At 70.4% G+C, this 25,303-nt stretch carries 32 protein-coding genes; 20 read left to right on the forward strand and 12 right to left on the reverse strand.

Translation table 11 applies throughout. The features are described from left to right. Nucleotides 1-35 precede the first annotated feature (35 nt). The gene (locus tag ACIBF7_RS39650; RefSeq protein WP_397199394.1) at nucleotides 36-1,352 is read left to right on the forward strand and encodes an alpha/beta hydrolase family protein; all 1,317 of its coding nucleotides are present in this window, start codon (nucleotides 36-38) and stop codon (nucleotides 1,350-1,352) included. A 4-nt stretch (nucleotides 1,353-1,356) separates the two neighbouring features. Here the strand turns inward: ACIBF7_RS39650 and ACIBF7_RS39655 are convergent, their stop codons facing one another. Together ACIBF7_RS39655 and ACIBF7_RS39660 are read right to left on the reverse strand one after the other, a co-directional pair. After that, the gene (locus ACIBF7_RS39655) at nucleotides 1,357-1,803 is read right to left on the reverse strand and encodes a hypothetical protein (protein WP_271276171.1); all 447 of its coding nucleotides are present in this window, start codon (nucleotides 1,801-1,803) and stop codon (nucleotides 1,357-1,359) included. Nucleotides 1,804-1,813: 10 nt separating this feature from the next. Beyond that, nucleotides 1,814-2,896, reverse strand: a complete 1,083-nt coding sequence (locus ACIBF7_RS39660; protein ID WP_397199395.1) for a DUF6745 domain-containing protein — start codon at nucleotides 2,894-2,896, stop codon at nucleotides 1,814-1,816. A gap of 164 nt (nucleotides 2,897-3,060) precedes the next feature. On the opposite strand from ACIBF7_RS39660, the gene ACIBF7_RS39665 reads away from it, so the two are divergent. From ACIBF7_RS39665 to ACIBF7_RS39700, 8 genes are all read left to right on the forward strand, one after another. Continuing rightward, the gene (locus ACIBF7_RS39665; protein ID WP_397199396.1) at nucleotides 3,061-3,603 is read left to right on the forward strand and encodes an LGFP repeat-containing protein; all 543 of its coding nucleotides are present in this window, start codon (nucleotides 3,061-3,063) and stop codon (nucleotides 3,601-3,603) included. 100 nt (nucleotides 3,604-3,703) lie between these two features. Further along, nucleotides 3,704-4,402 (forward strand): ThuA domain-containing protein, encoded by a 699-nt coding sequence (locus tag ACIBF7_RS39670; RefSeq protein ID WP_397199397.1) that lies wholly within the window; start codon nucleotides 3,704-3,706, stop codon nucleotides 4,400-4,402. Nucleotides 4,403-4,621: 219 nt separating this feature from the next. Further along, a complete protein-coding gene (locus tag ACIBF7_RS39675; protein WP_397199398.1) occupies nucleotides 4,622-5,590 on the forward strand; it encodes an ABC transporter permease in 969 nt (322 codons plus the stop codon). Nucleotides 5,591-5,601: 11 nt separating this feature from the next. Next, nucleotides 5,602-6,450, forward strand: coding sequence for an ABC transporter permease (locus ACIBF7_RS39680; protein WP_271276166.1), 849 nt, complete (start codon nucleotides 5,602-5,604; stop codon nucleotides 6,448-6,450). Nucleotides 6,451-6,485: 35 nt separating this feature from the next. Then, nucleotides 6,486-8,042 carry an ABC transporter substrate-binding protein gene (locus ACIBF7_RS39685; RefSeq protein ID WP_397199399.1) on the forward strand — a complete coding sequence of 519 codons (1,557 nt, stop codon included), beginning with the start codon at nucleotides 6,486-6,488 and terminating at the stop codon, nucleotides 8,040-8,042. Beyond that, on the forward strand, nucleotides 8,042-8,989 hold the full coding sequence (locus tag ACIBF7_RS39690; protein WP_397199400.1) for an ABC transporter ATP-binding protein: 948 nt from the start codon (nucleotides 8,042-8,044) through the stop codon (nucleotides 8,987-8,989). The genes ACIBF7_RS39685 and ACIBF7_RS39690 overlap by 1 nt, the downstream gene beginning before the upstream one ends. Beyond that, nucleotides 8,986-9,903, forward strand: a complete 918-nt coding sequence (locus ACIBF7_RS39695; protein WP_397199401.1) for an oligopeptide/dipeptide ABC transporter ATP-binding protein — start codon at nucleotides 8,986-8,988, stop codon at nucleotides 9,901-9,903. Before ACIBF7_RS39690 ends, ACIBF7_RS39695 begins: the two co-directional genes overlap by 4 nt. Then, complete coding sequence (locus ACIBF7_RS39700) at nucleotides 9,900-10,916, forward strand: nitrilase-related carbon-nitrogen hydrolase (protein WP_397199402.1); 1,017 nt, start codon at nucleotides 9,900-9,902, stop codon at nucleotides 10,914-10,916. The genes ACIBF7_RS39695 and ACIBF7_RS39700 overlap by 4 nt, the downstream gene beginning before the upstream one ends. On the opposite strand, the gene ACIBF7_RS39705 is transcribed toward ACIBF7_RS39700, so the two are convergent. Continuing rightward, complete coding sequence (locus tag ACIBF7_RS39705) at nucleotides 10,913-11,350, reverse strand: DUF1772 domain-containing protein (RefSeq protein WP_397199403.1); 438 nt, start codon at nucleotides 11,348-11,350, stop codon at nucleotides 10,913-10,915. The genes ACIBF7_RS39700 and ACIBF7_RS39705 overlap by 4 nt on opposite strands. Nucleotides 11,351-11,441: 91 nt before the next feature. Here ACIBF7_RS39705 and ACIBF7_RS39710 point away from each other — a divergent pair, with 91 nt between their 5' ends. Continuing rightward, nucleotides 11,442-11,984 (forward strand): hypothetical protein, encoded by a 543-nt coding sequence (locus ACIBF7_RS39710; RefSeq protein WP_271276160.1) that lies wholly within the window; start codon nucleotides 11,442-11,444, stop codon nucleotides 11,982-11,984. Between the two features lie 63 nt (nucleotides 11,985-12,047). Next, on the forward strand, nucleotides 12,048-12,227 hold the full coding sequence (locus tag ACIBF7_RS39715; RefSeq protein ID WP_148035039.1) for a hypothetical protein: 180 nt from the start codon (nucleotides 12,048-12,050) through the stop codon (nucleotides 12,225-12,227). Between the two features lie 144 nt (nucleotides 12,228-12,371). Here the strand turns inward: ACIBF7_RS39715 and ACIBF7_RS39720 are convergent, their stop codons facing one another. After that, nucleotides 12,372-13,064 carry an NAD(P)-dependent oxidoreductase gene (locus ACIBF7_RS39720; protein WP_271276159.1) on the reverse strand — a complete coding sequence of 231 codons (693 nt, stop codon included), beginning with the start codon at nucleotides 13,062-13,064 and terminating at the stop codon, nucleotides 12,372-12,374. A 91-nt stretch (nucleotides 13,065-13,155) separates the two neighbouring features. On the opposite strand from ACIBF7_RS39720, the gene ACIBF7_RS39725 reads away from it, so the two are divergent. Next, nucleotides 13,156-13,794 (forward strand): helix-turn-helix domain-containing protein, encoded by a 639-nt coding sequence (locus ACIBF7_RS39725; protein ID WP_364233534.1) that lies wholly within the window; start codon nucleotides 13,156-13,158, stop codon nucleotides 13,792-13,794. Between the two features lies 1 nt (nucleotide 13,795). Here ACIBF7_RS39725 and ACIBF7_RS39730 read toward each other — a convergent pair whose 3' ends face one another. Together ACIBF7_RS39730 and ACIBF7_RS39735 are read right to left on the reverse strand one after the other, a co-directional pair. Then, nucleotides 13,796-14,500, reverse strand: coding sequence for an NADPH-dependent F420 reductase (locus tag ACIBF7_RS39730; RefSeq protein ID WP_148035036.1), 705 nt, complete (start codon nucleotides 14,498-14,500; stop codon nucleotides 13,796-13,798). Between the two features lie 66 nt (nucleotides 14,501-14,566). Further along, nucleotides 14,567-14,908, reverse strand: a complete 342-nt coding sequence (locus ACIBF7_RS39735; RefSeq protein WP_148035035.1) for a MerR family transcriptional regulator — start codon at nucleotides 14,906-14,908, stop codon at nucleotides 14,567-14,569. A gap of 86 nt (nucleotides 14,909-14,994) precedes the next feature. Here ACIBF7_RS39735 and ACIBF7_RS39740 point away from each other — a divergent pair, with 86 nt between their 5' ends. Then, entirely contained in the window at nucleotides 14,995-15,792 is a 798-nt protein-coding gene (locus ACIBF7_RS39740; RefSeq protein ID WP_397199404.1) for an aminotransferase class IV family protein, read from the forward strand. Between the two features lie 11 nt (nucleotides 15,793-15,803). Here the strand turns inward: ACIBF7_RS39740 and ACIBF7_RS39745 are convergent, their stop codons facing one another. Next, on the reverse strand, nucleotides 15,804-16,727 hold the full coding sequence (locus ACIBF7_RS39745) for a hypothetical protein (protein ID WP_397199405.1): 924 nt from the start codon (nucleotides 16,725-16,727) through the stop codon (nucleotides 15,804-15,806). A gap of 151 nt (nucleotides 16,728-16,878) precedes the next feature. Here ACIBF7_RS39745 and ACIBF7_RS39750 point away from each other — a divergent pair, with 151 nt between their 5' ends. Continuing rightward, on the forward strand, nucleotides 16,879-17,325 hold the full coding sequence (locus tag ACIBF7_RS39750; protein WP_148035033.1) for a hypothetical protein: 447 nt from the start codon (nucleotides 16,879-16,881) through the stop codon (nucleotides 17,323-17,325). Here ACIBF7_RS39750 and ACIBF7_RS39755 read toward each other — a convergent pair. Beyond that, nucleotides 17,322-17,723 (reverse strand): hypothetical protein, encoded by a 402-nt coding sequence (locus ACIBF7_RS39755; protein ID WP_397199406.1) that lies wholly within the window; start codon nucleotides 17,721-17,723, stop codon nucleotides 17,322-17,324. The genes ACIBF7_RS39750 and ACIBF7_RS39755 overlap by 4 nt on opposite strands. A 153-nt stretch (nucleotides 17,724-17,876) precedes the next feature. Between ACIBF7_RS39755 and ACIBF7_RS39760 the strand changes: the two genes are divergently transcribed. From ACIBF7_RS39760 to ACIBF7_RS39770, 3 genes are all read left to right on the forward strand, one after another. Continuing rightward, complete coding sequence (locus tag ACIBF7_RS39760) at nucleotides 17,877-18,764, forward strand: phosphorothioated DNA-binding restriction endonuclease (RefSeq protein WP_397199407.1); 888 nt, start codon at nucleotides 17,877-17,879, stop codon at nucleotides 18,762-18,764. 241 nt (nucleotides 18,765-19,005) lie between these two features. After that, nucleotides 19,006-19,740 carry an SDR family oxidoreductase gene (locus tag ACIBF7_RS39765; RefSeq protein WP_397199408.1) on the forward strand — a complete coding sequence of 245 codons (735 nt, stop codon included), beginning with the start codon at nucleotides 19,006-19,008 and terminating at the stop codon, nucleotides 19,738-19,740. A 5-nt stretch (nucleotides 19,741-19,745) separates the two neighbouring features. Next, on the forward strand, nucleotides 19,746-20,153 hold the full coding sequence (locus ACIBF7_RS39770; protein ID WP_397199409.1) for a cupin domain-containing protein: 408 nt from the start codon (nucleotides 19,746-19,748) through the stop codon (nucleotides 20,151-20,153). On the opposite strand, the gene ACIBF7_RS39775 is transcribed toward ACIBF7_RS39770, so the two are convergent. Further along, entirely contained in the window at nucleotides 20,150-20,518 is a 369-nt protein-coding gene (locus tag ACIBF7_RS39775) for an SgcJ/EcaC family oxidoreductase (protein ID WP_148035025.1), read from the reverse strand. The two genes, ACIBF7_RS39770 and ACIBF7_RS39775, sit on opposite strands and share 4 nt — an antisense overlap. Before the next feature lie 69 nt (nucleotides 20,519-20,587). Beyond that, complete coding sequence (locus ACIBF7_RS39780) at nucleotides 20,588-21,199, reverse strand: dihydrofolate reductase family protein (protein ID WP_271276146.1); 612 nt, start codon at nucleotides 21,197-21,199, stop codon at nucleotides 20,588-20,590. 215 nt (nucleotides 21,200-21,414) lie between these two features. On the opposite strand from ACIBF7_RS39780, the gene ACIBF7_RS39785 reads away from it, so the two are divergent. The 3 genes from ACIBF7_RS39785 (at nucleotide 21,415) to ACIBF7_RS39795 (ending at nucleotide 23,387) form a co-directional block, all read left to right on the forward strand. Further along, nucleotides 21,415-21,927, forward strand: a complete 513-nt coding sequence (locus tag ACIBF7_RS39785; RefSeq protein WP_397199410.1) for a hypothetical protein — start codon at nucleotides 21,415-21,417, stop codon at nucleotides 21,925-21,927. Between the two features lie 87 nt (nucleotides 21,928-22,014). Further along, nucleotides 22,015-22,917, forward strand: a complete 903-nt coding sequence (locus ACIBF7_RS39790; protein WP_397199411.1) for a LysR family transcriptional regulator — start codon at nucleotides 22,015-22,017, stop codon at nucleotides 22,915-22,917. A 53-nt stretch (nucleotides 22,918-22,970) separates the two neighbouring features. Beyond that, entirely contained in the window at nucleotides 22,971-23,387 is a 417-nt protein-coding gene (locus ACIBF7_RS39795; protein ID WP_271276143.1) for a hypothetical protein, read from the forward strand. Here the strand turns inward: ACIBF7_RS39795 and ACIBF7_RS39800 are convergent. Then, nucleotides 23,337-23,993: a TetR/AcrR family transcriptional regulator gene (locus ACIBF7_RS39800; RefSeq protein ID WP_271276142.1), complete on the reverse strand. Its 657-nt coding sequence runs from the start codon at nucleotides 23,991-23,993 to the stop codon at nucleotides 23,337-23,339. The two genes, ACIBF7_RS39795 and ACIBF7_RS39800, sit on opposite strands and share 51 nt — an antisense overlap. Beyond that, entirely contained in the window at nucleotides 23,990-25,276 is a 1,287-nt protein-coding gene (locus ACIBF7_RS39805) for a cytochrome P450 (RefSeq protein WP_364233494.1), read from the reverse strand. The genes ACIBF7_RS39800 and ACIBF7_RS39805 overlap by 4 nt, the downstream gene beginning before the upstream one ends. Between the last annotated feature and the right edge of the window lie 27 nt (nucleotides 25,277-25,303).

The following is a 25,303-nucleotide window of genomic DNA, read 5'->3' on the forward strand; positions in this document are numbered from 1 at the left end:
CACCCCCCGATCAGCCTGCCCGGAGGTGACGGCTGATGCGCCGTCCGAGCCTGGTTCTCTGCGCCCTCACCCTGGCCGCCGCGTTACTCGTGCCCGGCACGGGCGCCGCTGCGGACGCGCGCACCGTCGTGCCCGGTGACCAGCCGCTGCCCGGCTACACCGTCGACAACCCGCCGCTCCCGCCCGCGCTCGTGGACGGCAGGCCGGCCAGGGTGCTGCAGGGTGTGCACGAGCACGCGGCGTACGTGATCGAGGTGCCGCCGCGCTGGAACGGCGGCCTGGCGATGTGGGCCCACGGCTTCCGCGGCGCCACGCGGGTGCTCTCCGTGGACCCGCCGGGCTACGGGCTCCGGCAGCGGCTCCTGGACCAGGGGTACGCGTGGGCGGCGTCCTCGTACTACGCCAACGACTACGACGTGCGGGCCGGCGTGGTCAGCACCCGCGCGCTGGCCGGTCACTTCGCGCGGGTGGTCGGCAAGCCGAAGCGCACGTTCATCGCCGGGGTGTCGATGGGCGGGCACATCACGGCCCGCTCCATCGAGCAGTACCCGGGCTTCTACGACGCCGCGATGCCGATGTGCGGGGTGCTCGGCGACCACGAGCTGTTCGACTTCTTCCTCGACTTCCACCTCGTCGCCCAGGACCTGGCGGACGTGCCCGCGTACCCGTTCCCGGCCGACTACGCCACCTCGGCCGTACCGAAGATGCAGGAGCGGCTGGATCCGGGCAGCGCGGTCGGCGCGCAGTTCCGCGACATCGTGATCAACCAGGGCGGCGGCGAGCGGCCGGGCGCGGACGCCGCGTTCGCGTACTGGAAGGACTTCCTGTTCGGGCTGGCCGGGCCGGACGAAGGCGGCTCGCTGGCGCAGCAGCCCGGCCGGGTGGGCACGAACGTCGGCACCCGCTACACGCCCTCCTCGCCGGTGAACGTCAACGCGACCGTCCGGCGGGTGGCCCCCGAGGACCCGGTGGCCCGGTTCACCCGCGGGCTGACGGCCGTGGCGAGCGTGTCGGGCCGGATCGACGTGCCCGTGCTGTCGCTGCACGACCTGGGCGACAACTTCGTGCCGTTCTCGATGGAGCAGCACTACTTCAAGGACGTGGCCCGGCACGGCAGGACGAAGCACCTGGTGCAGCGGGCGATCAGGGCCGTGGGCCACTGCGAGTTCAGCGACGCCGAGGCCGGCGCCGCCTGGGACGACCTCGTCCGGTGGCAGCGCGGCGGCCCCCGGCCCGCGGGCGACGACGTGGTCACCCGCTCGGTGGTGGCCGACCCGCGCTACGGGTGCCGGTTCACCGACCCGTCGGTCTACTCGACCGGCACCCGCCCGCTGTTCCCCGCCTGCCCCTGACGGATCAGTCGGCGACCAGGCGGGCCCGCGGGCCTTCCTGCTCGCGCTGCCGGCGGATCACGTACGTGCCCGGAGCGCAGCCCGTCGCCCCGTGCTCCGGGTGCAGCAGGTAGGCCGGGGCGGTGGTCTCGAACACGCCGATGGCCAGCCGTTCGGAGTCGTGGAGCCGCCGCGTCCACCGGCACGTGTACGGTTCGGCGACGAGGGTGTGCGTGTTGCCGCCGGCCTCGCCGCGCAGCAGGTCGACGCCTTCCACCGGCACGTCGATCCACTCCCACGCCACGGCGGCCGGCGGGATCCGGACGGACGCGGCGATCATGGCCAGCGGGATGACGATCAGGTCGCCCTGGGCCTGGGGCCCGTCGACGACGGGGATGCGCACCGACCGCTCCAGGTGGTCGAGCGCGGTCAGTCCGGTCTGCTCTTCGAGGGTGGCGAGAGTCACTTTCATGGCATTCACCTCAGGTTCGGCGGAGAAGGCTCGCGTACTGGCCGGCGGACAGCCCGTAGGTCCAGCCGGCGGCGGCGATCGGGTCGTCGAAGTACCACGGCACGGTCAGCCCGTAGCGGCGGCGGCGCCCGTCGCGCTCGACGGACCCGTTGACGGCGAGCAGCACCCTGGTGCCCGCGCGCACGTCGTACAGCCGCAGCTCGAAGCCGGGATTGCCGGGGTCGGGGGCGGCGGCGACCAGCCGGAGGCCGGCCTGCTCGATGTAGGCGGCCCAGCCGAGGCGCTCGATCGCGCACCGCCTGACCTCGACGTTGCGCTCCCGCCCGATGCGCTCGGCGGACGGATCGGTGGTCACCCAGGACGGCACCCGGGTGCCGTGCCAGGCGTGCACGTCCCAGCCGTCGGCGAACCGCACGGCAGGGCCGCCGTCGTGGTGCAGCCGCACCTCGCCGTGCTCGCCGCACACCTCGGTGCGCAGCTCGGCCGGGCGTTCCGAGAGCACGCACACATCCCGGCGCGGCCACCACCAGCCGCACGAGCGGGCCACCACGGACCACAGGTGGGCCTGCCGTTTCTGCGCCCGGCTGAACACCTCGACGCCGCCCAGCCGGCGCAGCGCGTCGTGCCGCGCCTGCCACGCGACGGCCGTGACGTCCTCGTACCAGCTCGTGCGCCGGAGCGGGCGGTCGTGCGCGGCCTCCAGCACCGGGACGAGCCGGCGCGCCGTCCAGGAGAGCGGGTCGTGCACCTCGCGGCGGACCAGCTGGTCGAGCTCCAAGTGGGCGCCCCTGACCGCGGCGTCGACCCGCCCGCGCAGCTCGCCGGCCATGCGGGTCAGGCTCTTCACCACCGGCCAGTCCTGCACCCGCTCCGGGGGTTCGTCGGGGCGCGGCCGGACGCCGGGCGGCACGGTGGCGAGGGCGGTCACGGGCGAGGAGGCCCAGTGGAAACGCGGCGGGGCGAACCCGGCCAGGAGGTAGAGCTCCGAGATGGCGGCTTCGGCCGCCTGACGGTGACAGAGCCGCGTCGACAGCGCCAGGCCCAGCCATTCTTCGCGGATGGTCGCAGCTTCCCGCTGCGCGCGTGCGCTCACCGGCTCAGGGTGGCGCCGTCCTTCCTCACGATCATGTCTGCGATGGTGACATGTCGGAACCTCATCTGTCTACCGCCGACAGGGCCTGCCAGAAGGCGGCGGTCAAGCGTCCGGCAAGCACGGGGTCGTATCAAGGAAGCATCCGACCCCCAAGGAGCGCCGCGATGAACCGTCGCCTGTCCCTCACGCTCGTCGCGGCGCTCGCCGCCGCCGGAACGCTGACCACCGTGCCCGCGCACGCCGCGACCGGCACCGCGTGCAAGATCCAGCCGTACGGGCTCATCGGCGCCCGCTGGCAGCAGCTCGGCGGCGCGGACGGCAAGCTCGGCTGCCCCACCACGGGCGAGCGCGACATCCACCAGAACGGGGTCGGCTGGGCCGGCCGCCGTCAGACGTTCGAACGGGGCCAGCTGGCCTGGTCGCCCAAGCTGGGCGGGAACTTCGTGGTGGCGGCCTGGTCGGCCGGAGGGAACGCTTACGTCGACTGGCACCGGACGGCCAAGGAGTTCGACACCTTCCTCGTCCGCTACACCAGCGCCGCCGACCCGCACGGGGTGCAGAAGGACACCGCGGGCGGCTTCCGCGGCCGCTACATCGTCAGGGCGCGGACGAACGGCGGCTACCGGTGGAACATCAAGGGCTGCGACACCAACCTCATCGGCCCGTCCAGCTGCCAGAAGCACTGGTCCGTCTCGGTGACCGGCTGATCAGCGAACGATCGCCGCCCGCGCGGGGACGGGCCGTCGGACGCTGATCCCGGGAATGCGACGATCGGATACGTCGACCCTCCGAGCGATTGGCGCGAGCATGGCGAACCGTAAGGCACTGGTGGTGCGCGGCGGCTGGGAAGGACATGCCCCGGTGGCCGCCACCGACCTCTTCGTCCCCTTCCTCGAAGCGCACGGCTTCGAGGTGCACCTGGCCGGCTCCCCGGAGCCGTACGCGGACGCCGCGTTCATGGCCGGGGTCGACCTGGTCGTGCAGTGCTACACCATGGGGACGATCGAGCCCGGCGAGCTCGCGGGCCTGCGCGCCGCCATCGAGTCGGGCACCGGGATGGCGGGCTGGCACGGCGGCATCGCCGACTCCTTCCGCAACTCCTCCGACTACCTCCACCTGATCGGCGGGCAGTTCGCCTGCCACCCCGGCAAAGACCCGGCCGAGCCGCACGAGAGCGCCGAGGCGCACAACTTCGTGCCGTACACCGTGAACCTGCTCCCCGAGGCCGCCGCCCACCCCATCACCGAGGGCCTGACGGACTTCGACCTGGTGACCGAGCAGTACTGGGTGCTGACCGACGACTACATCGACGTGCTGGCCACGACCACCCAGAAGGTCCGCCCGTGGGACCCCTGGCACCGTGAGGTCACCTCGCCGGCCATCTGGACCCGGAGCTGGGGCGCCGGCCGCATCTTCGTCACCACCCCCGGTCACAGCCTCGACGTGCTGCGGAACGACACCGTACGCACGATCATCGAACGCGGCATGCTCTGGGCGGCCCGGTAGCCGGAAGACCCCTCGAACAGTCCCGTACCGCTCACCGTGACGGCGTTCCATGACCGCCGCGTCCAGGTGAGCTGAGGTCGAGGGCTGGATTTCCTGCGGAACAATGTTTCAAGTTGGAGCGAAAAACCCTTCCATCTCGGCTTGTGGCGTGGCTAGTATTCCGCTCACCGTAATGACAGTCCGCCACGCGAAACAGCGTCGAGCACAAAGGGGCCCGCGATGCTCCGGTACGTCGGGCGCAGGGTCGCCGGTCTCGCACTGGTCCTGCTGATCGTCCTGACGCTCGTCTTCTTCATGCTCAGGGCGGCTCCCGGCGGTCCCGCCGAGGCCTACCTCGGCATGAACCCCACCCCGGAGAAGGTCGCCGAGGTCGAGCGCAGGCTCGGCCTCGACCAGCCGATCTGGGTCCAGTACGGCACCTTCGTCGGCAACCTGCTGGCCGGCGACTTCGGCCGCTCACTGTTCAGCGACCGCCCGGTCATCGAGATCATCGCCGAGCGGCTCCCCGTCACCCTGGAGCTCAGCCTGATCGCGTTCGTGTTCTGGGTCGCCGCCGGCCTCCTGGCCGGAGCCGTGGCGGCCAGGAAGCGCGACTCGTTCCTGGACGGCTGCGTACGGGTGATCAGCGTGATCGCGCTGTCGATCCCGAGCTTCTGGCTCGGCCTGGTGCTCGTCGTGGTGTTCGGCCTCTACGTCCAGGGCGTGCTGCCCTCCAGCGGATGGGTGCGCTTCGGCGACGATCCGATGGAGAACCTGCGCGGCGTGATCCTGCCCGCGTTCGCCCTCGGCCTCGGCTCGGGCGCCATCATCGCCCGTACGCTGCGCGCCTCGATGATCGACACCGCGCAGGCCGACTACGTGTCGTTCGCCCGCGCGATGGGCATGCCCGAGCGGCGCATCCTGCGCCGGATCACCGCGCGTAACGCGATCATCCCGACAGCCACCGTGATCGGGCTCATGCTCGGCGTCTTCATCAGCGGCACCGTGCTGGTGGAGAACGTGTTCAACCTGCCGGGGATCGGCCAGACCATCGTCGCCGCCTTCAAGCAGCACGACTACCCGCTGGCCATCGCCTGCACCCTGATCACCGCCACCGTCTTCCTGGTCACGAACCTGATCGTGGACCTCCTCTACTTCGTGCTCAACCCCCGGATCCGCGCCGGGTTCCTGAACGGGACGGCCCGCTGACCATGAACCGAGTGCTTCCCCGGATGTCCGCGCTGACCTGGGCCGGGTTGGCCCTGCTCGGGCTGTTCCTGCTGCTGGCCGTGGCCGGGCCGCTGCTGGCCGGCTCGCCGGACGCGCGCACCGGCCTGACCCTGGCCGCCCCCGGCGCCGACCACCTGTTCGGCACCGACCACCTGCAGCGCGACCTGTTCGCCCGCACCGCCGAAGGCGCCCGCGTCTCGCTGCTCGTGGCGGCGGCCGGCGTCGCCTTCGGCCTGGTCGTCGCCGTGCCCGCCGGGCTGGTGGCCGGGTACTTCGGCGGACGCTGGCCCGACGACCTGATCATGCGCGTGCTGGAGGCGCTGCAGGCGCTGCCGCTCTTCGTCTTCGCGCTGTTCGTCATCGGCATCACCGGCACCGGCGACTCGCACTGGGGCCCGCTGACGGTGACCGCGACCACCAAGGTCGTGCTGCTGCTCGGCGTCGGCTTCATCCCGTACTTCGCCCGTGTGACCCGCTCGGCCACCCTGGTCGAGGTCCAGGAGGACTATGTCGACGCGCTCCGGGCGATCGGCGTGCCGCGCTGGCGCATCATCGGCGGCGAGGTGCTGGTCAACGTGCTGCCGCCGGTGCTCGTGCAGGCGTTCCTGTGGCTCGGCGTGGCGATCTTCGCCGAGAGCGCGCTCAGCTTCCTCGGCCTCGGCATCCAGCCGCCGCGGCCCAGCCTCGGCAACATCCTCGGCGACGCGACCAGCTACATGCTGCTCGGCGCGTGGTGGTACTCCATCATCCCCGGCCTGGTCATCCTCGTCGCCACCGTCGGATTCAACCTCGCGGGCGACGGCCTCGGCGACGCGCTCGACGCGCAGGGCCGGCGCTGAGCCTCACCACCCCCACCTCTGAAGGAAACATCGTGATGAATGAAGCGATCATCGGCCGCCGCCGCTTCCTGGCGATGGCCGGCCTGCTCACCGCGGGCTCGCTGGCCGTGACGGCATGCGGCACGTCCGGGACGCCGGCCCCGGCCGCCTCCCAGGGCCCGAAGCCGACCAAGCTGGCGTTCGGCGTCACCTCCATCTCCGACTACCTGAACCCGCTCTACACCACCTCCAGCCGGGTCCACTGGATCACCGACCCCGTGGTGGAGTCGCTCTACACCCACGACGCGTCGCTGAAGTCCGTGCCGCTGCTCGCCGACGGCGAGCCGGAGATCTCCGACGACGGCCTCACCTGGACCATCAAGCTCAAGGAGGGCGTGACCTTCGCCAACGGCGACCCGTTCACCGCGGCGGACGTCGTGGCCGCGCTGAAGTTCGTCTCCGACCCCAAGTCCACCAGCGACTGGACGGTCTTCTTCGCCGGCTACGTCAAGGACGCCGAGGCGGACGGCGACCACACCGTGAAGATCACCCTGACCGCCCGCTACGGCGTGCTCCGCGCCCACCTCACCAACCTGCCGATCATCCACAAGGACTTCGTCGCCAAGACCGACACCACCATGGGCACCGGCCCCTTCACGATCGAGAAGGTGACCCAGGGCCAGTCGGTCGAGCTGAGCCGCAACGACTCCTACCACGGCGAAAAGCCCGCGCTCGCGAGCGTCGTCTTCCAGGCGGTGCCCGACCCCGCCACCCGCCTGGTCAACCTGCGCGAAGGCAAGATCCACATCATGACCGACGTCACGCCCGAGAGCGTGGCCCTGCTCAAGCAGGACGCGCAGGTCAAGGTGCACGAGGTCGACGCGCCCAGCGACATCATCACCTACTTCACGGCCAACAAGGCACCCTTCGACGACGTCAAGGTGCGGCAGGCGCTCGCATACGCGATGGACCGCAAGGGCGTGCGCGACGTCGCGTACGCGGGCACCGCCACCATCGCGCAGGGCCCCATCGGCCCCGCCGTCGAGGGCCACGACCCGTCCCTGCAGATCTACGGCGAGGCCCCCGACCACGAGAAGGCCAAGGCGCTGCTGACCGAGGCCGGCGCGAGCGACCTGAAGTTCACCCTGACGATCACCAGCGACGCCATGATGAAGAACATCGGCCAGGTGCTCGTCGAAGGCTGGAAGCAGGCCGGCATCACCTGCACGCTGGAGACCCTCGACGTCGGCCCCTGGGTGCAGAAGTGGGCGTCGGGCAAGTTCGACCTGGTGATGAACAGCTTCGAGACCGGCTTCGGCGCCGGGCGCACCGCCTTCTCCCTCCTGAACGTGACCAACTCGGCGTATCCGCTGAACTTCGGTTACAAGAACGAGGAAGTGGACAAGCTGCTCGGCCAGGCCTGGGCCACCGACGACGAGGCGGAGCGGGCCGAGCTGTGCAAGCGGATCAACGGCCTGCTGGCGGCGGACGCGATCATCATCCCGCCCGTCTACCCGAAGATGCTCGTGGCGCAGCGCACCGACGTCTCGCCGCTCGACGAGCCGGGCATGAGCGTCAGCCGCATCAGCGTCCCCGCCGTGCAGTTCACCTGATGAGCGCGCTGCTGTCGGTCAGGGACCTGGGGGTTGCCTTCCGTACCAGGGAGGGCGACGTGCCCGCCGTGCGCGAGGTCTCCTTCGACCTCGCCCGCGGCGAGATCCTCGGGCTGGTCGGCGAGTCGGGGTCGGGCAAGAGCACGCTGCTCACCGCGCTGACGCGGATGCTGCCGCGCAACGCGCGCCTCGACGCCGGGCGCCTCGCCTTCGACGGCGCCGACCTCGTCAAGCTGCGCGAGGACGGCATGCGCAGGCTGCGGGGCGACCGCATCGGGCTGATCCCGCAACGGCCCATGACCTCGCTCTCGCCGGTCACGCCCGTCGGCCGGCAGCTGCGCTGGCACCTCGACGGGCTCGACGACGGGCGGCTCAAGGAGCTGCTCGCCGGCGTCGGGCTCGGCGCGGTGCTCGACCGGCTCGACGGCTACCCGCACGAGTTCTCCGGCGGACAGCTGCAACGCCTGCTCATCGCCGTGGCGGCCATCGGCAAGCGGCCCGACCTGCTGCTCGCCGACGAGCCCACCACCACGCTGGACGCCACCGTGCAGGCCCAGGTGCTGCGGCTGCTGCTGGACCTGCGCGACGAGATCGGCTGCTCGATGATCTTCGTCAGCCACGATCTCGGCGTGATCTCGCAGGTCAGCGACCGCATCGGGGTGATGTACGCGGGCCGCCTGGTCGAGCTGGCCCCCGCCGCCGAACTGTTCGCGACGCCGCGCCACCCGTACACGCGGGCCCTGCTGGACGCGATGCCGAGCCGGCACCGCAGGGGCGAGCCGCTGCGCACCATCCCCGGCACCGTCACCGGCGCCAACCGGCTCGCAGGGTGCCCGTTCGCGCCGCGCTGCGCGTCCGTCGCCGAGCGCTGCCACGAGGAGAACCCGGAGGTCCGTACGGTGGGAGAGTCGCTGGTGCGCTGCCACGTGGCGGAGGAGTCCGCATGATCGCGGTCCGCGCCGAAGGTCTCGTCAAGCACTACCGCACCGGCGGAGGCAGGACGCTGCGCGCCGTCGACGGCGTCACCTTCGAGGTGCCGCAGGGCCGGACGCTCGCCGTCATCGGCGAGTCCGGCTGCGGCAAGTCGACCATCGCCCGCATGCTCGTCCGGCTCGCCGAACCCACCGAAGGCCGCATCCAGGTGCAGGGCAGCGAGAAGGCCGACCGCCGCGCCATCCAGCTCGTGTCGCAGAACCCCTGGTCGGCGCTGAACCGGCGCAAGAGCATCGGGCACGCGCTGCGCCAGCCGCTCGCCGTGCACGGCCTGCACCCCGGCCGCGCGGCCCGCGACGCCCGCGTCCGCGAGCTGCTCGACCTGGTCGGCCTCACCGAGGAGTACCTCGGCCGCAGGCCCGGCGGCGTCAGCGGCGGCGAGCTGCAGCGCGTCACCGTCGCCCGCGCGCTCGCCGTCGAGCCGAAGGTCCTCGTGCTCGACGAGCCCACCGCCAGCCTCGACGTCAGCGTCAAGGCGCTGCTCGTGAACCTGCTCCAGGACCTGAGGCAACGCCTCGGGCTCAGCTACGTGCTCATCACCCACGAGATCGACATCGCCCGGCACCTCGCCGACGACGTCGCCGTCATGTATCTCGGCCGCTTCGTCGAGACCGGCACCGCCGACCAGGTCTTCGACGACCCCCGCCACCCCTACACCAGGGCGCTGCTCGCCGCCGTGCCCGACCCCGGCCGCCCACCGGCGGCGCCGCTCACGGGTGAGGTGCCCTCCGCGCTGGCCCCGCCGCCCGGCTGCCGCTTCCACACCCGCTGCCCGCTGGCCACCGCCGCCTGCGAGGCCACCGATCCCGCGCTCGGACCCGCGCCCGACGGCCGCCTGATCGCCTGCATCCACGAGGAGACCGCATGACCCAGCACACCGACGGCCTCTATCCCACCGCCGACCTGGCCAAGGACGTCTGGACCCTCGGCGTCGTCCAGTCGACCGTGAACCCGACGCCCGACCCGTCGGGCATGCGGGCCAACCTCGACCACATGCTCCACCTGATCGACAACTGCTTCCACACCCCCTTCGGCTACCGGCCCGACCTGCTGTTCTTCCACGAGTTCCCGATCAGCGGCTGGGACAACTGGACCAAGGCCGAAGCCGAGCGGCGCTGCATCGAGCTGCCCGGTCCCGAGTCGGAGGCCATCTCCGCCAAGGCCCGGGAGCACAACTGTTACATCGCCTTCGGCGCCTACGTCCGCGACCCCGACTGGCCCGGCCACGTGCTCAGCGTCACCACGCTCATCGGCCCCGACGGCGAGATCGTCGCCAAGCACTGGAAGGCCCGCAACGTCAAGGGCGTCTTCGGCGGCGTCGAACTGTTCACCACCACCGTCTACGACGTGCTGGACGAGTACATCGAGAAGTACGGCATCGACCAGGTCGTGCCCGTCGCCCGCACCCCGCTGGGCAACATCTCCATGTCGTCCACCCAGCTGGAGCCCGAGCTCTTCCGCGCCGCCGCCGTCAAGGGCGCCGAGGTCTTCCTCCGCACCGCCAGCGGCAGCTTCAACGAGATCGACGTGCGTGCCTCCGCCCTGCACAACCGCGTCTACACCGCGATCGTCAACAACTCGCTCCTGCCGCGCGACACCCCGTACTTCGAGGACACGGGCGCGGGCGGCTCGGCCGTCTACGGCCCGGACGGCAACGTCATCGCGGCGGCGGACAGCAAGTTCGAGAAGCTCGTCGTCGCCCAGATCCCCATCGCCGCCCACCGCGCCCGCCACCGCCAGCCGGACATCCACTGGGACATGTACCGGCACATCTTCGACGCGTACCGGAGCCGCTTCGCCCCCAACCTCTTCACCCCGTACCAGCCGGAGAGCCTGGAGGACGCCGGCCGCTACCTCGACGGCAAGTCCCGCTGGCGCTAGAGCTGGGCCAGGCCGACGCCCACCAGGGCGAGGCCGGCCAGGGACGCCGCGGCCCGGACCGTGTTCCAGGCGGTCCACCGCGGCGAGTACTCCTTCCACGGCATCGTGCCCGCGTCGACGGCGTTGTTCATCGGCACGTTGATCGCCACGGTGACCACGAAGGAGCCGACGAAGTTCACCCCGGCGGCGGCGAAGAACCAGACCGCGGCCGGCCCGTCGGCGAACAGCCCGGCGACCAGCGCCGCGACCGGCGCCCCGAGGAACGCGACGTAGAGCCAGGGGTTGAGGATCTTCTTGTTGACGCTCCGCATCACCGTCTCGGCCTGAGCGGGCTCGACGGCGTTGAGCGCCGGCATGACGGACATGGAGAAGGCGTAGAAGAGGCCCGCGAGGGCGCCGTGCAGCACGAGGGCGATGAGCGGCAGAACCAGCATGCCCTCATCGTGTGCGTACGGGCCGGGACCGTCCATGCACCGCCCTCTCAACCGCATACGCGAGCGTCTCTCTTGTGGTGGGATATGGCGAATGGAGCGAGCGGGCCAATTAATCGGCGACACGTTGATCTTCATCTTCCTGTTCGCCGTCGTCACCGGAGCCTTCCTGGCATACCACTTCACACCCGGTGACCACACGATCGTCTACGACGGCTCGTACGCGCCGTTGCAGGGCGTCCCCATGAGCGAGGCCTACAGCTCGTCCCTGCGGATCAGCTTCGACGTGCCCGGCGGGCTGCTCCTGCGGCAGGTGCACCTCCAGTCCTGGCCTGTCCTCGCCTTCGGCACCTTCGTCTGGCTCCTGGTCGCCCGGCACCGGTACGCGCTCGCGGCGTTCGGCCTGGCCATGGCCGCCACCCTGTCCGGCTACGCGACCGTCGACGACCTGCTCAGCAGGACCTTGCTGGGCGAGGTGTCCACCATCTGGTGGTACGGGGTGCACCTGGTGGTGGCGCTGGCCCTGATCGTCGTGCTGGTGATCTCCTCCCGCCGCGAAGCCGCCCGTCAGCCGAGAACCGTCCCCTTCATCGCCCTGGCCTTCGCCATCGCCCTGCTGGCGGTCTACTGGCTCTGACTTGCATCCCGTTCCCAGCCGGTTCCAAGAGCGTCACAAGAGCGGCCCGATGTAATCCTCACCATGACCGACAACAACAAGAACGGCGCCTTCGGGCGCGCGGTTCGCCGGATCGCCGCCGTGGCGGTGATCTCCGCGGCCGCACTGTCCCTCGCCGCCGGATCGGCCCAGGCCAGGCCGCCGGACATCTGGTACCCCTGCACCATCGACGGCAAGCCGATGTGGTGCATGGACGTCACCTGACGACGTCACATCCCAGCGGCCGGCGCAGTCACCGTCAGAAAACTTCGTTCCATGGGGGGAGCGTCACGGTGACGCCCCAGGCGCCGGGCTGACGAACGGGCACGACCCTTGCCAAGGGGGGTCGTGCCCGTTCTGTTTCCGGGGTCATCCGATGTGCAGCGCTTCCTTCACGAGCATGCGGTAAAGGTTCGGGGTGCCTTCGGTGGTGATGACCTCGACGACGGCGCGTGGGTTGCGGTCTTCGACGGCTTCCCGGATGAGCGCGTCCGCCAGGTCACGGCGGGAGGTGAACCGGCCGACCAACTGCGGGAGGCCGACGGTGTAATCGGTGACGCCGGTGCGGTCGAACAAGCCCGCGGGACGGATGACGGTCCAGTCGAGGTCGCTGCGCGCCACGATCTCCTCCGCGCGCCCCGCGTCCTCGTACAGCGGACGTCCCAGCCTGAGCAGCCACGGCATGATCACCTTTCGGTAGAAGAGCGTCTCGCCGGGCGGGGGTTTCATCGGCACGCCGGTCGAGGTGACCATGACCAGCCGCCGGAGCCCGTGGGCGGTCATGGCCGCGACGATGGCCGCAACGGCCTCGGAGGCCGTCGTGGTGTCCGCCGAGCCGTACGGGACTCCGAGTGTCGAGATCACCGCGTCGTGCCCGGCCACGACCCGGTCCACCGCGGCGCCGTCCCGCGCGTCCGCCTTCACCACCGCCAGCCCGGGATCGTCCAGGGGGAACTCCTCCGGATGCCGGGTCACCGCGGTGACGGCATGGCCTTCGGCGAGCGCCTGGGCGGTGGCGATCCGGCCGGTCTGGCCGTTGGCCCCGAAGATCACAAGTCTCACGTACGCACCTCCGCTAGCTTGGCCGTCGTGGCACCTGCGATTCGACGCCACTTATATTGATTATAGGCACCGTAAAGCCAAATGGGGGATCATGAGCGAGGAGCAGGAGCGGCGTCGCTACGAGTCGTTGCGCCGCACCACCCAGGCGCTGGAAACCCGGGCGGAGATCGCCCGGGCCGCCCGTACGCTCTTCCTCACCCGGGGGTGGGCCCAGACCACGGTGCGCGACGTGGCACGCGAGGCGGGCGTCTCCGTGCCGACCGTCTACGCGACGTACGGCAACAAGACCGGCCTGGCACGGGCACTGGCCGACGCCGCCGACCTGAGCGGCGACGTGCCGCACCTGCTGGCCGAGCTCGAAGACCCCGCCGCGGACCCGGCACGGCAGCTCGGCGCGATGGCCGGCTTCGACCGCCGGCTGTACGAGCGCTCGGGCGACATCATCATGCTCGTACGGGAAGCGGCACGCACGGAGCCGGACCTGGCCACCCTCTACAGCGACGGCCGCCGCCGCGCCGACGAGACCCGCGTCCACGTGTTCTCGTCGTGGCCGGACGGGGTCCTGCGGGCCGGCCTGGACGTGGCGACGGCCGTCGACGTCTACGCCGCCATCTGCAACATCGACGTCTACGCCGTGCTCACCGGCGAGCGCGGCTGGTCACCCGACCGCGTCGAGAACTGGTGGGGCGACGTCCTGGCCCGCGAACTGCTGGCGAAGAGCGGGCCGTGAGTCACTCCATGTCGCGGTAACGGAGCGCCGCGGCCAGCGCGGTGCGCAGCTCGTCGGCCCCGGCGGGGGAGCCCGGGTCGTCCGCGGAGATCCCGGCGCCCTGCGGCGCGTGCGCGTACGGCACCACGTACGCGGCGGTGTCCCGCTGGAACCGCCACCCCTCCGCCAGCGGCCCCGCGTCGACCACGTCGAACCCGAGCGTGTCCAGCAGTTCGGTCGCGGCGGCCTTGGCCCCGGCGTCGTCCCCCGCGATCGGCAGCGCCGTCCGGTCGGGGGCGCCCGCCGGGCGGGGGAGCGAGGCCAGATGCTTGAAGTAGATGTTGTTGAAGGCCTTGACCACCTTGGCCCCGGGCAACTGCCGCTGGAGCAGCTCGCTGGTCGTGGTCTCCTCCGCGTCGAGCTCCGGGATCCGCCCGTCGCGCTGCGGATAATAGTTGCCGGTGTCCAGCACGACCTTCCCGGCCAGCGGCTCCGCCGGCACCTGGCCGATGCCGCGCAGCGGGATCGTCACCACCACCCAGTCGCCGGCGGCCGCGGCCTCGGCCGGCGTGGCGGCGCGGGCGCGCGGGCCGAGCTCCTCGACGAGCGAGGCCAGGGTCTCCGGGCCGCGCGAGTTGCTCAGGACGACGTCGAGACCGGCATCGACGGCGAGACGGGCGAGCGTGCCACCGATGTTGCCACTGCCGATCAATCCAAGAGTTGCCATGCCCGCGACAACCCCGCCCGCGCGGGGCCTATTCCCTACCATGCAGGAGGGTTACTGGTCGTTTACCTATCGCATGAGGAGGCCGGCGAGCGTGCTCCGGTTGCGCTGGAGGTCGTCGATGCGCTCGTCCATGGCCGCCAGCTCCCCGTTGAGTATGTCCCACAGCTCCGCGCACCAGTCGAACTCCGGCCGCTCGCCCCGCGCGCACGGCAGCACCGTACGGATCACCTCGGTGGACAGACCCGCCTTCAACAGCGCGCGCACCTGCCGCACGGTGACGACGGCATCCTCGCCGTAACGGCGGTAGCCGTTGGCGGCGCGGCTGACGTCGAGCAGTCCCTGCTCCTCGTAGTAGCGCAGCATCCTCGGGCGTACCCCGGTCAGCCGGGACAGCTCCCCGATCAGCATGAGTTGACCTTTCCATCGGTGTGAAGCCATAACGTCGCCTCGTCGAACGGGCATTCCGGCCCGCGTCATCACCCCTGGAGCAAGCCATGTCCTCTTTCGTCGTCCACCGCGACGGCCACCCGGCGACCGCCGCGGAGCTGGCGCCGCTCGCCTTCGCGGGCTACGCCCACTTCACCGCCATGCAGGTCAGGGGAGGTCGCGTACGAGGTCTCGACCTCCACCTGGAGAGGCTGCGATCCGCCTCCATGGAGCTGTTCGGCCGGGCACTCCCCGACGATCAGGTTCGGGCCCGGCTGCGGTCGGCCCTCCTGGCAGGCCCGGCCGACCTCTCCCTGACGGCCACCGTGTACTCCCCGGCGGGCGAGTTCACCGCGACCGACCTGGAGCCTTCGCTCTTGGTGCGCACCGGCCCGCCCGCGTCCGGCCCCCGAGGGCCGCTCTCGCTGGCGGCGGTCGAGCACGAACGGGTCCTCCCCGCCGTGAAACACGTCGGCGAGGTGGCCAAGACGTACTTCCTGCGCCAGGCCGTCGCCCGCGGCTTCGACGACGCCGCCTTCCTCGACCGCCGCGGCCGGCTCAGCGAAGGGTCCATCTGGAACCTGGCCTTCTGGGACGGGACCGCGGTGGTGTGGCCGGAGGCCGAGATGCTGGGCGGCACCACGATGGCCATCGTCCGCCGCCAACTGGACCGGCTCGGCGTCCCCCAGCGGGTCCAGGAGATCAGGCTCACCGACCTGCCTGAGCTGGCCGGGGCCGTGGTCATGAACTCGTGGACGCCGGGGGTGCCCGTACAGCGGATCGCCTCGAGCTCCCTGCCTGAGGCGCCGTCTTTCGTACGAATGCTGCACGAGGCGTACGAGGGCGAACCCCTCAGTGCCCCTTAGGCAGCTCGTCCTCAGGCTGGGTCTTCCAACTCGTCGAACAGGTCGTCGAGGGTGTGGGCGGTGACCGCGCGGGTGGCCCAGGTTTCGAGCTGGTCGAGGTCAGTGCAGGCGGTGATGCGGGCCCGGATGTCGTCGGGAAGCGCGAAACCGCGCGTCTCCAACAGGAGCAGCACCACTCGAGCGGTTCCTTCGGCTCTGCCTTCTGCTTTACCCTCGGCTCTGCCTTCTGCTTTGCCTTGGGTTTGGCCGTCTTGGAGGCCGCGGCCGTAGTGTTCGCGGGCGAAGGGACTGTAGACCGGCCAGGCGGTGGATTTCATGATCTCCTCCAGGAGGCGCCGGATGTCGGGCGCGGCCATGCTGTAAGCGTATTCATAGTACTTCGGAGCGTGTTCGTCGCGCAGCTCTGCCAGCGCCATGGCGAACGCCTCGATCACCTTGCGGATACGGCCGTGGGCCATCACCGCCAGGGCCGAGAGGGCGGGCTGGGCTGAGGCCTCGTGGGGGTCGGTGATGATCGGGATGTCGTCCGGTCCCAGCACGTGGGGGCGCAGGCGGTAGCCGGTCAGCCCGGAATCGACCGGCGCGGCGTAGTGGGTGGCGACCCCTTGGTCGGGGCAGACGACCAGGACGGTGACGTCGCAGCGCAGCAGCAGCCACAGGGCGGCGGCATAGCGGGCGAGCTGTTTCGGGTCCTTGGACTTGTCGTGCTGGATCTCCACGACGATGGCGTGCGCGGGCTCGTTGGGTGGTCCCAGGACGACGACCACGTCAGCTTCGAGATCTCCCGAGGGGCGGGTGTTGAACGTGCTGTCCTCGACGCGGATCAACGGAGTGGTCGGGATCTCCACTCCCTTGAGGTCGCGCAAGATCTCCACTGCCAGCTCGGGCCGGTCTTTGAACAGCTGAATGAGAGCGTCATGTCGGGGGGACGGCATGACACTCATTGTGACATGTCAACTACCTTAAGTGGTCATCAGGTCACGCCCTTAACCACCCCGGTTGCCCCATTCACGCGGGTGCCGGCTCCGACGCCCGCCCGTGGCTGATCGACCCGAACGAACCCCCGGCCCGACCCGTCATATCCATATGAAGCGATTCGCTGTGGCGAGTGCGTGGCTGGCAGCGTTCCTCCTGGTCATCCCGACGGCTGGTCTGGCCGTGGCGGCCTCGTCGCTGCACGAGCCCGCGGCTTTCCTGGGCTGGTACCTGGTACTGCTGGCACTGGCCTACATCCTGGGCTTGATCCCCCTCGCACTGATCGGGCTCTCGCCCGACTGGCTGCGGGCACTGGTTACGGCGATCGCGATGTACGTGATCGCGCTCGCAACGCCGCTCACCACCGCCATGGCGAGCTTCCCGATCCACGTGATCAGGTGCGGCGGGCTGCCGCTCGTCGCCACGAACTTCGCCGCCGCCTACAGCTACCGGATGCCCGGCAGCGACTTCTACGTAGTGACCCCGCTGGACAGCCGCTTCTTCTGCACCGAGAACGAGGCCCGCGCCGCCCGCTACCACCGGTGGCCAGAGCCTTAGCTGCCCTGGGTGAAGATTGTCTTCGCCTTCGAGCACGACCCGGTGGGCTGCTTGGCGGTGCCCCGGCACACCTGGACCTTGATCTGCAGCACGTACCCGTAGCTCTGGCGGAAGGTGCCGACGCCGGGCTTGCAGTAGTAGAAGCCGTGGGTCTTCCAGCGTCCGTTCTTCGCACTCTGGGCGCGGACGATCACCCAGGAGCAGGCCTTGCCGGGGACGTCCCGCACGTTGCCGGAGACGACGAACCCGGACTGGCCCACCGTCACCTTGCCCCAGGCGCTGGCCTTGGCGTCAGCGGAGTACACGGTCCCCCATTTCCAGGACGTGCGGTCGGCGGCGGCCGGGGAGGCCAAGGTGAGGGGGAGGGCCAGGGCGGCGAGGAAGGCGAGCAGGCGCATGAGGGAACTCCGGGATGGTACGTGACGTGATCACTTCTAGAGATAGGCCGTCCGCCTTGCGATCCGCTTGAAGCCGACTGTGATCAACCCACCAGCCCGGCGAGCAGATCTGCTGACCTCCAACAACCGGAAGATCGCCCTACACTGACGATCGTGGACTGGATCGAGCGGGTCGCCGAGATCCGGCGCTGGACCAGAGGCGGCGAACGCGCGCCGCACAAACCGCTCCTCCTCCTGTACGCCCTGGGCCGGTTCCAACGCCACGGCAACCGGCCGATCCCCTTCAGCGCCGCGGAGGCCGAGCTCAAGACCCTGCTCAAGGAGTACGGCCCGCCCCGCGACACCAGCCCCGGCTACCCGTTCCACCACCTGACCAGCGACGGCCTCTGGCTGGTCGAGACCCTGCACGGCCCGGGCAGCCCCGGCCCCGAACTGGGCAGATTGCGCGACAGCCAGGCCAGCGGCCGCCTCCACCCCGACCTGGCCCGCGCCCTGTCGGAGGAACCCGGCCTGCTGGGACGGATCGCCCGCTACCTCCTCGACGCCAACTTCGCCCCGTCCCTGCACACCGACCTCTGCATGCTGGCCGGCCTGGACCTGGAGACGGCGGAGACCACCGCCGAGGCCAGGAAGCCACCGCCGGTCCGCCGCGGCCCCGGGTTCCGCGATCAGGTGCTGATGGCGTACGAGTACTGCTGCGCGTTCTGCGCGTACGACGGCTGGCTGGACGGCACGGCGGTGGGCCTGGACGCGGCGCACGTCCGCTGGTGGGCCTTCGACGGCCCGGACGACCTGACCAACGGGCTGTGCCTGTGCGCGATCCACCACAAACTGTTCGACAAGGGCGTCCTCGGACTGACGCAGGACCGCACCATCACCGTCTCGGCCAGATACGTGGGCCGGTCGCAGGCATCCCGCGACATGGTCCTCTCCCTGGCCGGACGCCCGGCCCGCGAACCCCAGCCGGGCCTGGACACGGTCAAGCCGGACCACATCGGCTGGCACGCCCGCCAGGTCTTCCGCACGCCCGCCCGCGGCTGACCGAGCTACTGCTGCTCATCGAACAGGTCGTCAACGGTCTGGGCGTGGATTTTCGTGCAGCACTTCGGCCAGGCAGGGACGTTCTCGAGGGTTGCTGAAAGTTTGCCGCCCTGTACGTGGCAGCAGAGACAGCACGAGGGACGCTCAAAGACGAGGTCCACAAGCGACTCAGGCCAGGAAGCCGTCCTGTCCTGCACCAGCAGCCACGAGGCCAAGGGCACCTCGCAGGGAAAGGTCAGGAATGAAGATCGTCGTAGTAGGCGGTACCGGTCTGATCGGTTCGAAGCTCGTGGCCAAGCTGGACGAGCGTGGCCACGAGGCAGTGGCGGCATCCCCGAGCACCGGGGTGAACGCCGTCACCGGCGAAGGCCTGGCCGAAGCGCTGGAGGGCGCGTCCGTGGTGGTCGACGTGTCAAAGTCCTCCTCCTTCGAGGAGTCCGCCGTGCGGGAGTTCTTCGACACCTCCACCCGCAACCTGCTCGCCACGGAGGCAGAAGCCGGCGTCGGCCACCACGTCGTCCTGTCGATAGTAGGCGCGGATCGCCCGCCCGCGCGCCCGTACTTCCAGGCAAAGGCAGCCCAGGAGAAGCTGATCGAGGAGTCGCCGATCCCGTTCTCGCTCGTACGCGCCACCCAGTTCTTCGAGTTCGTCCCGAGCATCGCCGACGAGGCGACGGACGGTGGCAAGGTGCGGATGGCGCCCGTGCTCTTCCAGCCCATCGCGGGTGACGACGTCGCGCGGGCGGTCGGCCGGGTCTCGGTGGGGGAGCCGTCGAACGGCAGGGTCGACGTGGCGGGGCCCGAGCAGGTCCGGATGGACGAGTTCTTCCGGGAGGTGCTCGCCTCCTGGGGTGATCCGCGTGAGGTGGTCACCGACCCGCACGCGCACTACTTCGGAGCCGAGCTGCGCGAGCGGTCGCTGGTGCCGGATGACGGCGCCACTCTCGGCGAGATCCGCTACAGAGACTGGAGATAGGTCCCATGTCCGAGGCCAAACCCGCCTGGCAGACGGCGCTCACCTTGCTGCAGGAGGTCGAGCCGCCCTTCATCCCCGAGGGGGCGCACGTGATGACCGTGGTCATCGAGTTCCCGCCCGGTGACCCCGGCACGCCGCCGCACCGGCACTCCGGCCCGGCGTTCGGCTACGTGTTGGAAGGCGAGATGCTGTTCGAGCTGGAAGGCCAGCCGGAGCGGGTCCTGCGGGCCGGTGAGGTCTTCTGGGAGCCAGGCGGCGATGTCATCCACTACCAGGACGGCAACCACCGCGACGACATCCGGCTCCGCTTCACCGTCACCATGCTGTGTGAGCCCGGCAAGCCGATGCTCACCCTGGTGGACGACGAAGAGCTCGCCCAGCGTCAGGACCGCCGCGCCCCTCGCCCGTCCTAGGAGCGGCCCGGCGGCACGAATTCGGGCTGGTCGAGCACCCGCAGCCAGCTCCCGTCAGCCTGACGCCGGACCACCTGCGCGCGAGCACCGGAACCGTCCTTGGGCGGAGTCGAGGTCAGGGCGATGTCGCCGCTGATCAACGTGGGCAGCGGCTCCTCCGGCGAGAACCGGGGACGCCCGGCCAGCACTTTCGACCACAGCTCGCGGATCGCCTCCCGCCCCACGGTCTGGCTCCCCGGCGGGTAGGCCAGCACCGCGTCCTCCTCGTACAGATCAGCGACCCCGGCCGCGTCCCCGGCGTTGGACCGCTCGACGAACAGCCGGGTGATGTCTTCAGGTCGCATGGCCTTCTCGTATGCGCTCATGCCTCCAGCATCCCCATCCAACCCGTCAGAAGTCCAACAGCTGGTTCCGCTTGAAGCCAAAACCAGCACTTATGAAACGCGGCTCATGTCCCCTGTCTCGGGTGTGCCCTCGGCGAGCCCGTAGCGCAGGTAGACGGTTCCCTTCGGGCCGGCTGCCGGTGGTTCGAGGAGTGTGACGTTCGTGGGCACCGCGCCGCCGTCGAAGACCTTCTTGCCGACGCCGAGCACGATGGGGTGCACCCAGAGGTCGAGACGGTCGAAAAGCTTCTCGCGCAGGAGGGTCTGCACCAGGTTCAGGCTCCCGACGACCTTCACGTGCTCGTGCCGGTCGCGGATCTCGCGCACCGCGCCGGCCAGGTCCGGGCCGAGCCGCGTGGAACCGGCCCACGAGAGGTCGGGCGTGCCGCGGGAGGCCACGTACTTCGGGACGCTGTTGAACAGCGTGGCGATCTCGCCCTCCTGGTGCGGCCAGTAGGCGGCGAAGATGTCGTAGGTCCGTCGGCCGAGCAGGAGTGCGTCCGTGCCCTCGTACGCGGCGGAGACCTGCGCGCCTGAGGCCTCGTCCAGCAGGGGCGCCTGCCACCCGCCGAACGGGAACCCCACCGGGTCCTCGTCGGGGCTGCCGGGCGACTGCCCGACGAGGTCGAGGGTGGCGAACAGCTCGATGTGGATGAGGCCCATGCCCTTACTCCCGATGCGTTGGTTGTCTGGGTCGAGAAGTAGACCTCTGGGCGCCGGCGGACTCATCGCTGCGCATCGCGTCCGATGTCCTCCTCGACGGGGGCGGTGAGCAGGAAGTCGGGCGCCCAGCGTCGAGGGTCACGACGGCCTTGACCGTTTCGCACGGCCCAGTGGTTTCCAAGTGAGTCGCAAACCCATCACTCCACAGTGACACCATGCCCTCTCGTTCCGAAGCCTCCGGCGAGTCGATGTTCACCATGGTCGTCCTGGTCGTCGCCACGATGGTCGCGGCGGTGGGATGGACCCTGACGGCCACTGTCCCCGCACTGGTCGACATCGGATTGGCGACCGGTCTCACCGGCGCTCCGGGCACCTTGACCGTTCAGGAGTGCCATGACCTGGAGTCCAGCAGGTACGGCAGGCAGGTGTGCACGGGCGACTTCGTGTACGCGGCCACCGGCGACAAGGTGACGGCGGTCGGCGCCTTCTCCTGGGGCGAGCCTGGCCGCGTCTATCCGGCTCAGATCACCAGCGGGCGTGACCGGGCCGGATTCCGGGGAGTGCAGGGCGCTCTGGCAGCGCTTCCCCACGTCTCCATCGACTTGATCTTCATCACCGCGGCGGGGATGGCCCTGAGGCTTCGGGCCTTCCGCTTGCGCAACGCGGCAGCGGTCGCCGCAGTGGGACTCGTGGGGATCATCGTCGGCGTCGTCGCGAGATGGTTCTGAGGGCACGGGTGCCGTCTTCGGGGCGCTGTTGAACAGGCATGCTAGAAGCCCAACGGATAGACCTCGTCAAAACTAGAATCAACCCTTATGGAACTCCGGCAGCTCGAGTACTTCATCGCCGTCGCCGAAGAGCGCAACTTCACCAGAGCCGCCGAGCGCGTCCACATCAGCCAGTCCGGCGTCAGCGCCCAGATCCGCCAGCTCGAACGCGAGCTCGGCGCCGAGCTCTTCGAAAGGCACACCCGCACCGTCACCCTCACCGTCGCCGGCAAGGCCGCGCTCGAACACGCCCGCGCCGCCCTCGCCGCCTCCAACGCCGTCAAGCAGGCAGTGGGGGAGGTGACCGACCTGATCCGGGGCAGGCTCACCGTCGGCATGGTCATCGGCTGTACGGTCACGCCGCTGTTCGACGCCCTCGCCGCCTTCCACCGGGCGCACCCGGGAGTGGAGATCTCGCTGCTGGAGGGCAACTCCGACCGGCTCGCCGAGAGCGTACGAACCGGGACGATCGACCTGGCCCTCATCGGGACGGAGACCGGCGAGCACGACGGGCTCCACACGATGACGATCATCAGCGAACGCCTCGTCGCGGCGGTGCCTCCCGGCCATCCCCTCGCGGGCCGGGAACGGGTCACCCTGGACGAGCTGACCGCGTACCCGATCGTCTGCATGCCGGAGGGCACCGGGCTGCGGGCCGTGTTCGACCGGGCCTGCGCCGCGAGAGACCGCCGGCCGGTGATCGCGTTCCAGGCCAGTGCCGGGGACGCCGTCGCCGACCTGGCCGCGCGGGGGCTCGGCGTCGGCATCCTCAGCGAGTCGATGGCCGCGCACCACCGCGACCGGCTCGCCGCCCGCGTCATCGACGACGTCGAGGCTCCCGCCCGGCTCGCCCTCGTCTGGAAGAACACCCACAGCCCGGCCGTACGGGAGGCGCTGGCGCACAGCCGGAAGGCCTTCGCCGTTAAGCCGGACGATAACGCCGGTCATTAGCGTGCTGGCGAAACCGGGGAACGGCCCCGGCGCGAGCAAGGAGCACCGAACGCATGCGAAGAAAGATCGGCATGATCGTCCTGTCGTCCGCCCTCACGATGGCGGTGACCCCCGCCCAGGCGCACGCCGCCGCGGGCTGGCAGTGCTGGGCGAACTCCTACCAGAACGACGGCGACGCCGGCGGGAGGTCGGCCTACACCCAGTTCCTCTACGACAACAGCACGACCAACCAGGTGAAGGGCAACTTCTACGCCCTGGACGAGCGCATGACGCTCAAGAACGGCACCTCGTACCGCGTGATCCTCCGCCTCTTCAACGCCCGGACGGGAGCCCAGATCGGATACCTGAGCGCCGCGGCGAACTCGCCGAACAAGATCAAGGACCTCGACCTGGCCGAAGACATCCCCGTCAAGCTCGAACTAACCATGAACCGCTTCCACGTCTGCACCGCCACCGGCGCCATCACCTGAGCAGGGACGGTCCAGACCGGCGGCGAGTTCGGCGATCACCAGGTCGACCTGCCGCCCCAGCACCTCGGCGGACGGTTCCCGCCCCGCCTCCAGCCACTGGTTGACCACGATCCGCAGCGCCGCGTGCACCGCCGCCGCGCACACCATCGGATAGACGGAGTCCTCAGGGACATCGACACGTTCGGCGATCGCTGAAGCCAGCGCCTTCTCCTGGGCGGCGAGCATGGCGAGCTGCTGCGGTACGAGCGACGGCGTCCGGTGGATCAGCCTGACCACCGCCAGGTAGTCGCGGTTGGCCGCGTCACTCTCGTTCAGGATCACCAGCACCGCCTCACGGAAGGCCCGCAGAACGGACTCCGTACGGGGCCGGGCCCGGAACTCGGCGATGAGCGCCTCCGCGGCCGAGGACACGGTGGCCACCACCGCCTCCTCCTTGCTGGAGAAGTAGTTGAAGAAGGTGCGCAGCGCGATGTCGGCCTCGTCGGCGATCCGCTCGACGGTGACGTTCTCGACCCCGTCGCGGATCGCCAGCCGCAGCGCGGCCTCCTTCAGGGCGGCGCGGGTGGCCTGTTTCTTCCGCTCACGCCGCCCCGGAAGCGTCGTCATGACCAGGTCACAGGTAGCGAGTGGACGCCGAAGATCAGCATCTCGTTGCGTACCGGGATCTTCTCGGCCGGCACGGCCAGGCGCAGGCCCGGCAGGCGGGTGATCAGCTCGCGCAGGCCGATCTGCATCTCGACGCGGGCGAGCTGCTGGCCGAGGCACTGGTGGACGCCGTGACCGAAGGCGAGGTGCGGGGTGCGGGGGCGCCGCACGTCGAGCCGGTCGGGGTCGGGCCAGTGCTGGGCGTCGCGGTTGACCTCGGGGGTGGCGATCACGACCGTGGCGCCGGCGGGGATGTCGACGCCGCCCAGCGTGACGGGCTCGGTCGTGACCCGGTTGACGCCGAGCTGGATGATCGACAGGTGGCGGAGCAGCTCCTCGACCGCGTTGTCGATCAGGGAGGGGTCGGCGCGCAGCGCGGCGAGCTGGTCGGGGTTCTCCAGCAGAGCGAACGCGCTCAGGCTCAGCTGGTTGGCGGTCGTCTCGTGGCCCGCGCCGAGCAGGACGAGCGCGACGTCGACGAGCTGGGCGTCGGTGAGCGGCGGGTCGGCGTCGTGGACGAGCCCGGACAGCAGGTCGTCGGCCGGGTGGGCGCGCTTGTGGGCGACCAGGCGCTGCATGAACCCGTACAGCTCGGCCCCGGACAGCGCCCGCCGCTCGGGGTCGGCGCTGCTGTCGAGCGCCACGGAGGTGTGCTCCTGGAACTCGGCCCGGTCGGCGTAGTCGACGCCGAGCAGCTCGCAGATCACCAGCGACGGCAGCGGCAGCGCGAACGCCGGCACCAGGTCGGCCTCGTCGCCGGCCGCCTTCATCGCCTCGATGTGCTCGACGGCGATCTCGGTGACCCGCGACTCCAGCGCCTTCATCCGCCGCACGGTGAACTGGCCGGTCAGCAGCCGCCGCAGCCGGGTGTGCTCGGGCGGGTCCATGAAGACGAAGAACCCGTCCTCGCGGGTCGCGGGCGGTTCGGGGGTGGTGGGCGCGTCCACCTCGTGCGGCTGCATCGACGTGGCGTCGCGGTGGCGCATCTTGTCGGCGCTGAACCGCGGATCGGACAGTACGGTGCGCGCCTCCTCGAAGCCGGTCACCAGCCACGCCTGCGCGCCGTTGCGCAGCGGCAGCGGCTGCACCGCCCCCTGACCGCGCCGCTCGCGCAGACCGGGCGGCGGGTCGAACGGGCACTGCCCGCGCTCCAGCATGTCCGGGGGGATGATCTGGCGCATCGCCGTGGGGCTGGAGCTCGGCGACTCTTCGGGCGTCGCGGTCTGCGCGGTGTCGGCGCTCATGTACGCATCCTGTCTAGAGGGGACAGG

Source organism: Nonomuraea sp. NPDC050478 (assembly GCF_044458265.1).
GTDB lineage: Bacteria > Actinomycetota > Actinomycetes > Streptosporangiales > Streptosporangiaceae > Nonomuraea > Nonomuraea ferruginea.

Bases quoted from the DNA above. Each gene is read 5' to 3' on its own strand.
- ACIBF7_RS39650 (WP_397199394.1), top strand. From the start codon at position 36: ATGCGCCGTCCGAGCCTGGTTCTCTGCGCCCTCACCCTGGCCGCCGCG.
- ACIBF7_RS39655 (WP_271276171.1), bottom strand. From the start codon at position 1,803: ATGAAAGTGACTCTCGCCACCCTCGAAGAGCAGACCGGACTGACCGCG.
- ACIBF7_RS39665 (WP_397199396.1), top strand. From the start codon at position 3,061: ATGAACCGTCGCCTGTCCCTCACGCTCGTCGCGGCGCTCGCCGCCGCC.
- ACIBF7_RS39670 (WP_397199397.1), top strand. From the start codon at position 3,704: ATGGCGAACCGTAAGGCACTGGTGGTGCGCGGCGGCTGGGAAGGACAT.
- ACIBF7_RS39675 (WP_397199398.1), top strand. From the start codon at position 4,622: ATGCTCCGGTACGTCGGGCGCAGGGTCGCCGGTCTCGCACTGGTCCTG.
- ACIBF7_RS39685 (WP_397199399.1), top strand. From the start codon at position 6,486: ATGAATGAAGCGATCATCGGCCGCCGCCGCTTCCTGGCGATGGCCGGC.
- ACIBF7_RS39690 (WP_397199400.1), top strand. From the start codon at position 8,042: ATGAGCGCGCTGCTGTCGGTCAGGGACCTGGGGGTTGCCTTCCGTACC.
- ACIBF7_RS39695 (WP_397199401.1), top strand. From the start codon at position 8,986: ATGATCGCGGTCCGCGCCGAAGGTCTCGTCAAGCACTACCGCACCGGC.
- ACIBF7_RS39700 (WP_397199402.1), top strand. From the start codon at position 9,900: ATGACCCAGCACACCGACGGCCTCTATCCCACCGCCGACCTGGCCAAG.
- ACIBF7_RS39705 (WP_397199403.1), bottom strand. From the start codon at position 11,350: ATGCTGGTTCTGCCGCTCATCGCCCTCGTGCTGCACGGCGCCCTCGCG.
- ACIBF7_RS39710 (WP_271276160.1), top strand. From the start codon at position 11,442: ATGGAGCGAGCGGGCCAATTAATCGGCGACACGTTGATCTTCATCTTC.
- ACIBF7_RS39715 (WP_148035039.1), top strand. From the start codon at position 12,048: ATGACCGACAACAACAAGAACGGCGCCTTCGGGCGCGCGGTTCGCCGG.
- ACIBF7_RS39725 (WP_364233534.1), top strand. From the start codon at position 13,156: ATGAGCGAGGAGCAGGAGCGGCGTCGCTACGAGTCGTTGCGCCGCACC.
- ACIBF7_RS39730 (WP_148035036.1), bottom strand. From the start codon at position 14,500: ATGGCAACTCTTGGATTGATCGGCAGTGGCAACATCGGTGGCACGCTC.
- ACIBF7_RS39735 (WP_148035035.1), bottom strand. From the start codon at position 14,908: ATGCTGATCGGGGAGCTGTCCCGGCTGACCGGGGTACGCCCGAGGATG.
- ACIBF7_RS39740 (WP_397199404.1), top strand. From the start codon at position 14,995: ATGTCCTCTTTCGTCGTCCACCGCGACGGCCACCCGGCGACCGCCGCG.
- ACIBF7_RS39745 (WP_397199405.1), bottom strand. From the start codon at position 16,727: ATGCCGTCCCCCCGACATGACGCTCTCATTCAGCTGTTCAAAGACCGG.
- ACIBF7_RS39750 (WP_148035033.1), top strand. From the start codon at position 16,879: ATGAAGCGATTCGCTGTGGCGAGTGCGTGGCTGGCAGCGTTCCTCCTG.
- ACIBF7_RS39755 (WP_397199406.1), bottom strand. From the start codon at position 17,723: ATGCGCCTGCTCGCCTTCCTCGCCGCCCTGGCCCTCCCCCTCACCTTG.
- ACIBF7_RS39765 (WP_397199408.1), top strand. From the start codon at position 19,006: ATGAAGATCGTCGTAGTAGGCGGTACCGGTCTGATCGGTTCGAAGCTC.
- ACIBF7_RS39770 (WP_397199409.1), top strand. From the start codon at position 19,746: ATGTCCGAGGCCAAACCCGCCTGGCAGACGGCGCTCACCTTGCTGCAG.
- ACIBF7_RS39775 (WP_148035025.1), bottom strand. From the start codon at position 20,518: ATGAGCGCATACGAGAAGGCCATGCGACCTGAAGACATCACCCGGCTG.
- ACIBF7_RS39780 (WP_271276146.1), bottom strand. From the start codon at position 21,199: ATGGGCCTCATCCACATCGAGCTGTTCGCCACCCTCGACCTCGTCGGG.
- ACIBF7_RS39785 (WP_397199410.1), top strand. From the start codon at position 21,415: ATGCCCTCTCGTTCCGAAGCCTCCGGCGAGTCGATGTTCACCATGGTC.
- ACIBF7_RS39790 (WP_397199411.1), top strand. From the start codon at position 22,015: ATGGAACTCCGGCAGCTCGAGTACTTCATCGCCGTCGCCGAAGAGCGC.
- ACIBF7_RS39795 (WP_271276143.1), top strand. From the start codon at position 22,971: ATGCGAAGAAAGATCGGCATGATCGTCCTGTCGTCCGCCCTCACGATG.
- ACIBF7_RS39800 (WP_271276142.1), bottom strand. From the start codon at position 23,993: ATGACGACGCTTCCGGGGCGGCGTGAGCGGAAGAAACAGGCCACCCGC.
- ACIBF7_RS39805 (WP_364233494.1), bottom strand. From the start codon at position 25,276: ATGAGCGCCGACACCGCGCAGACCGCGACGCCCGAAGAGTCGCCGAGC.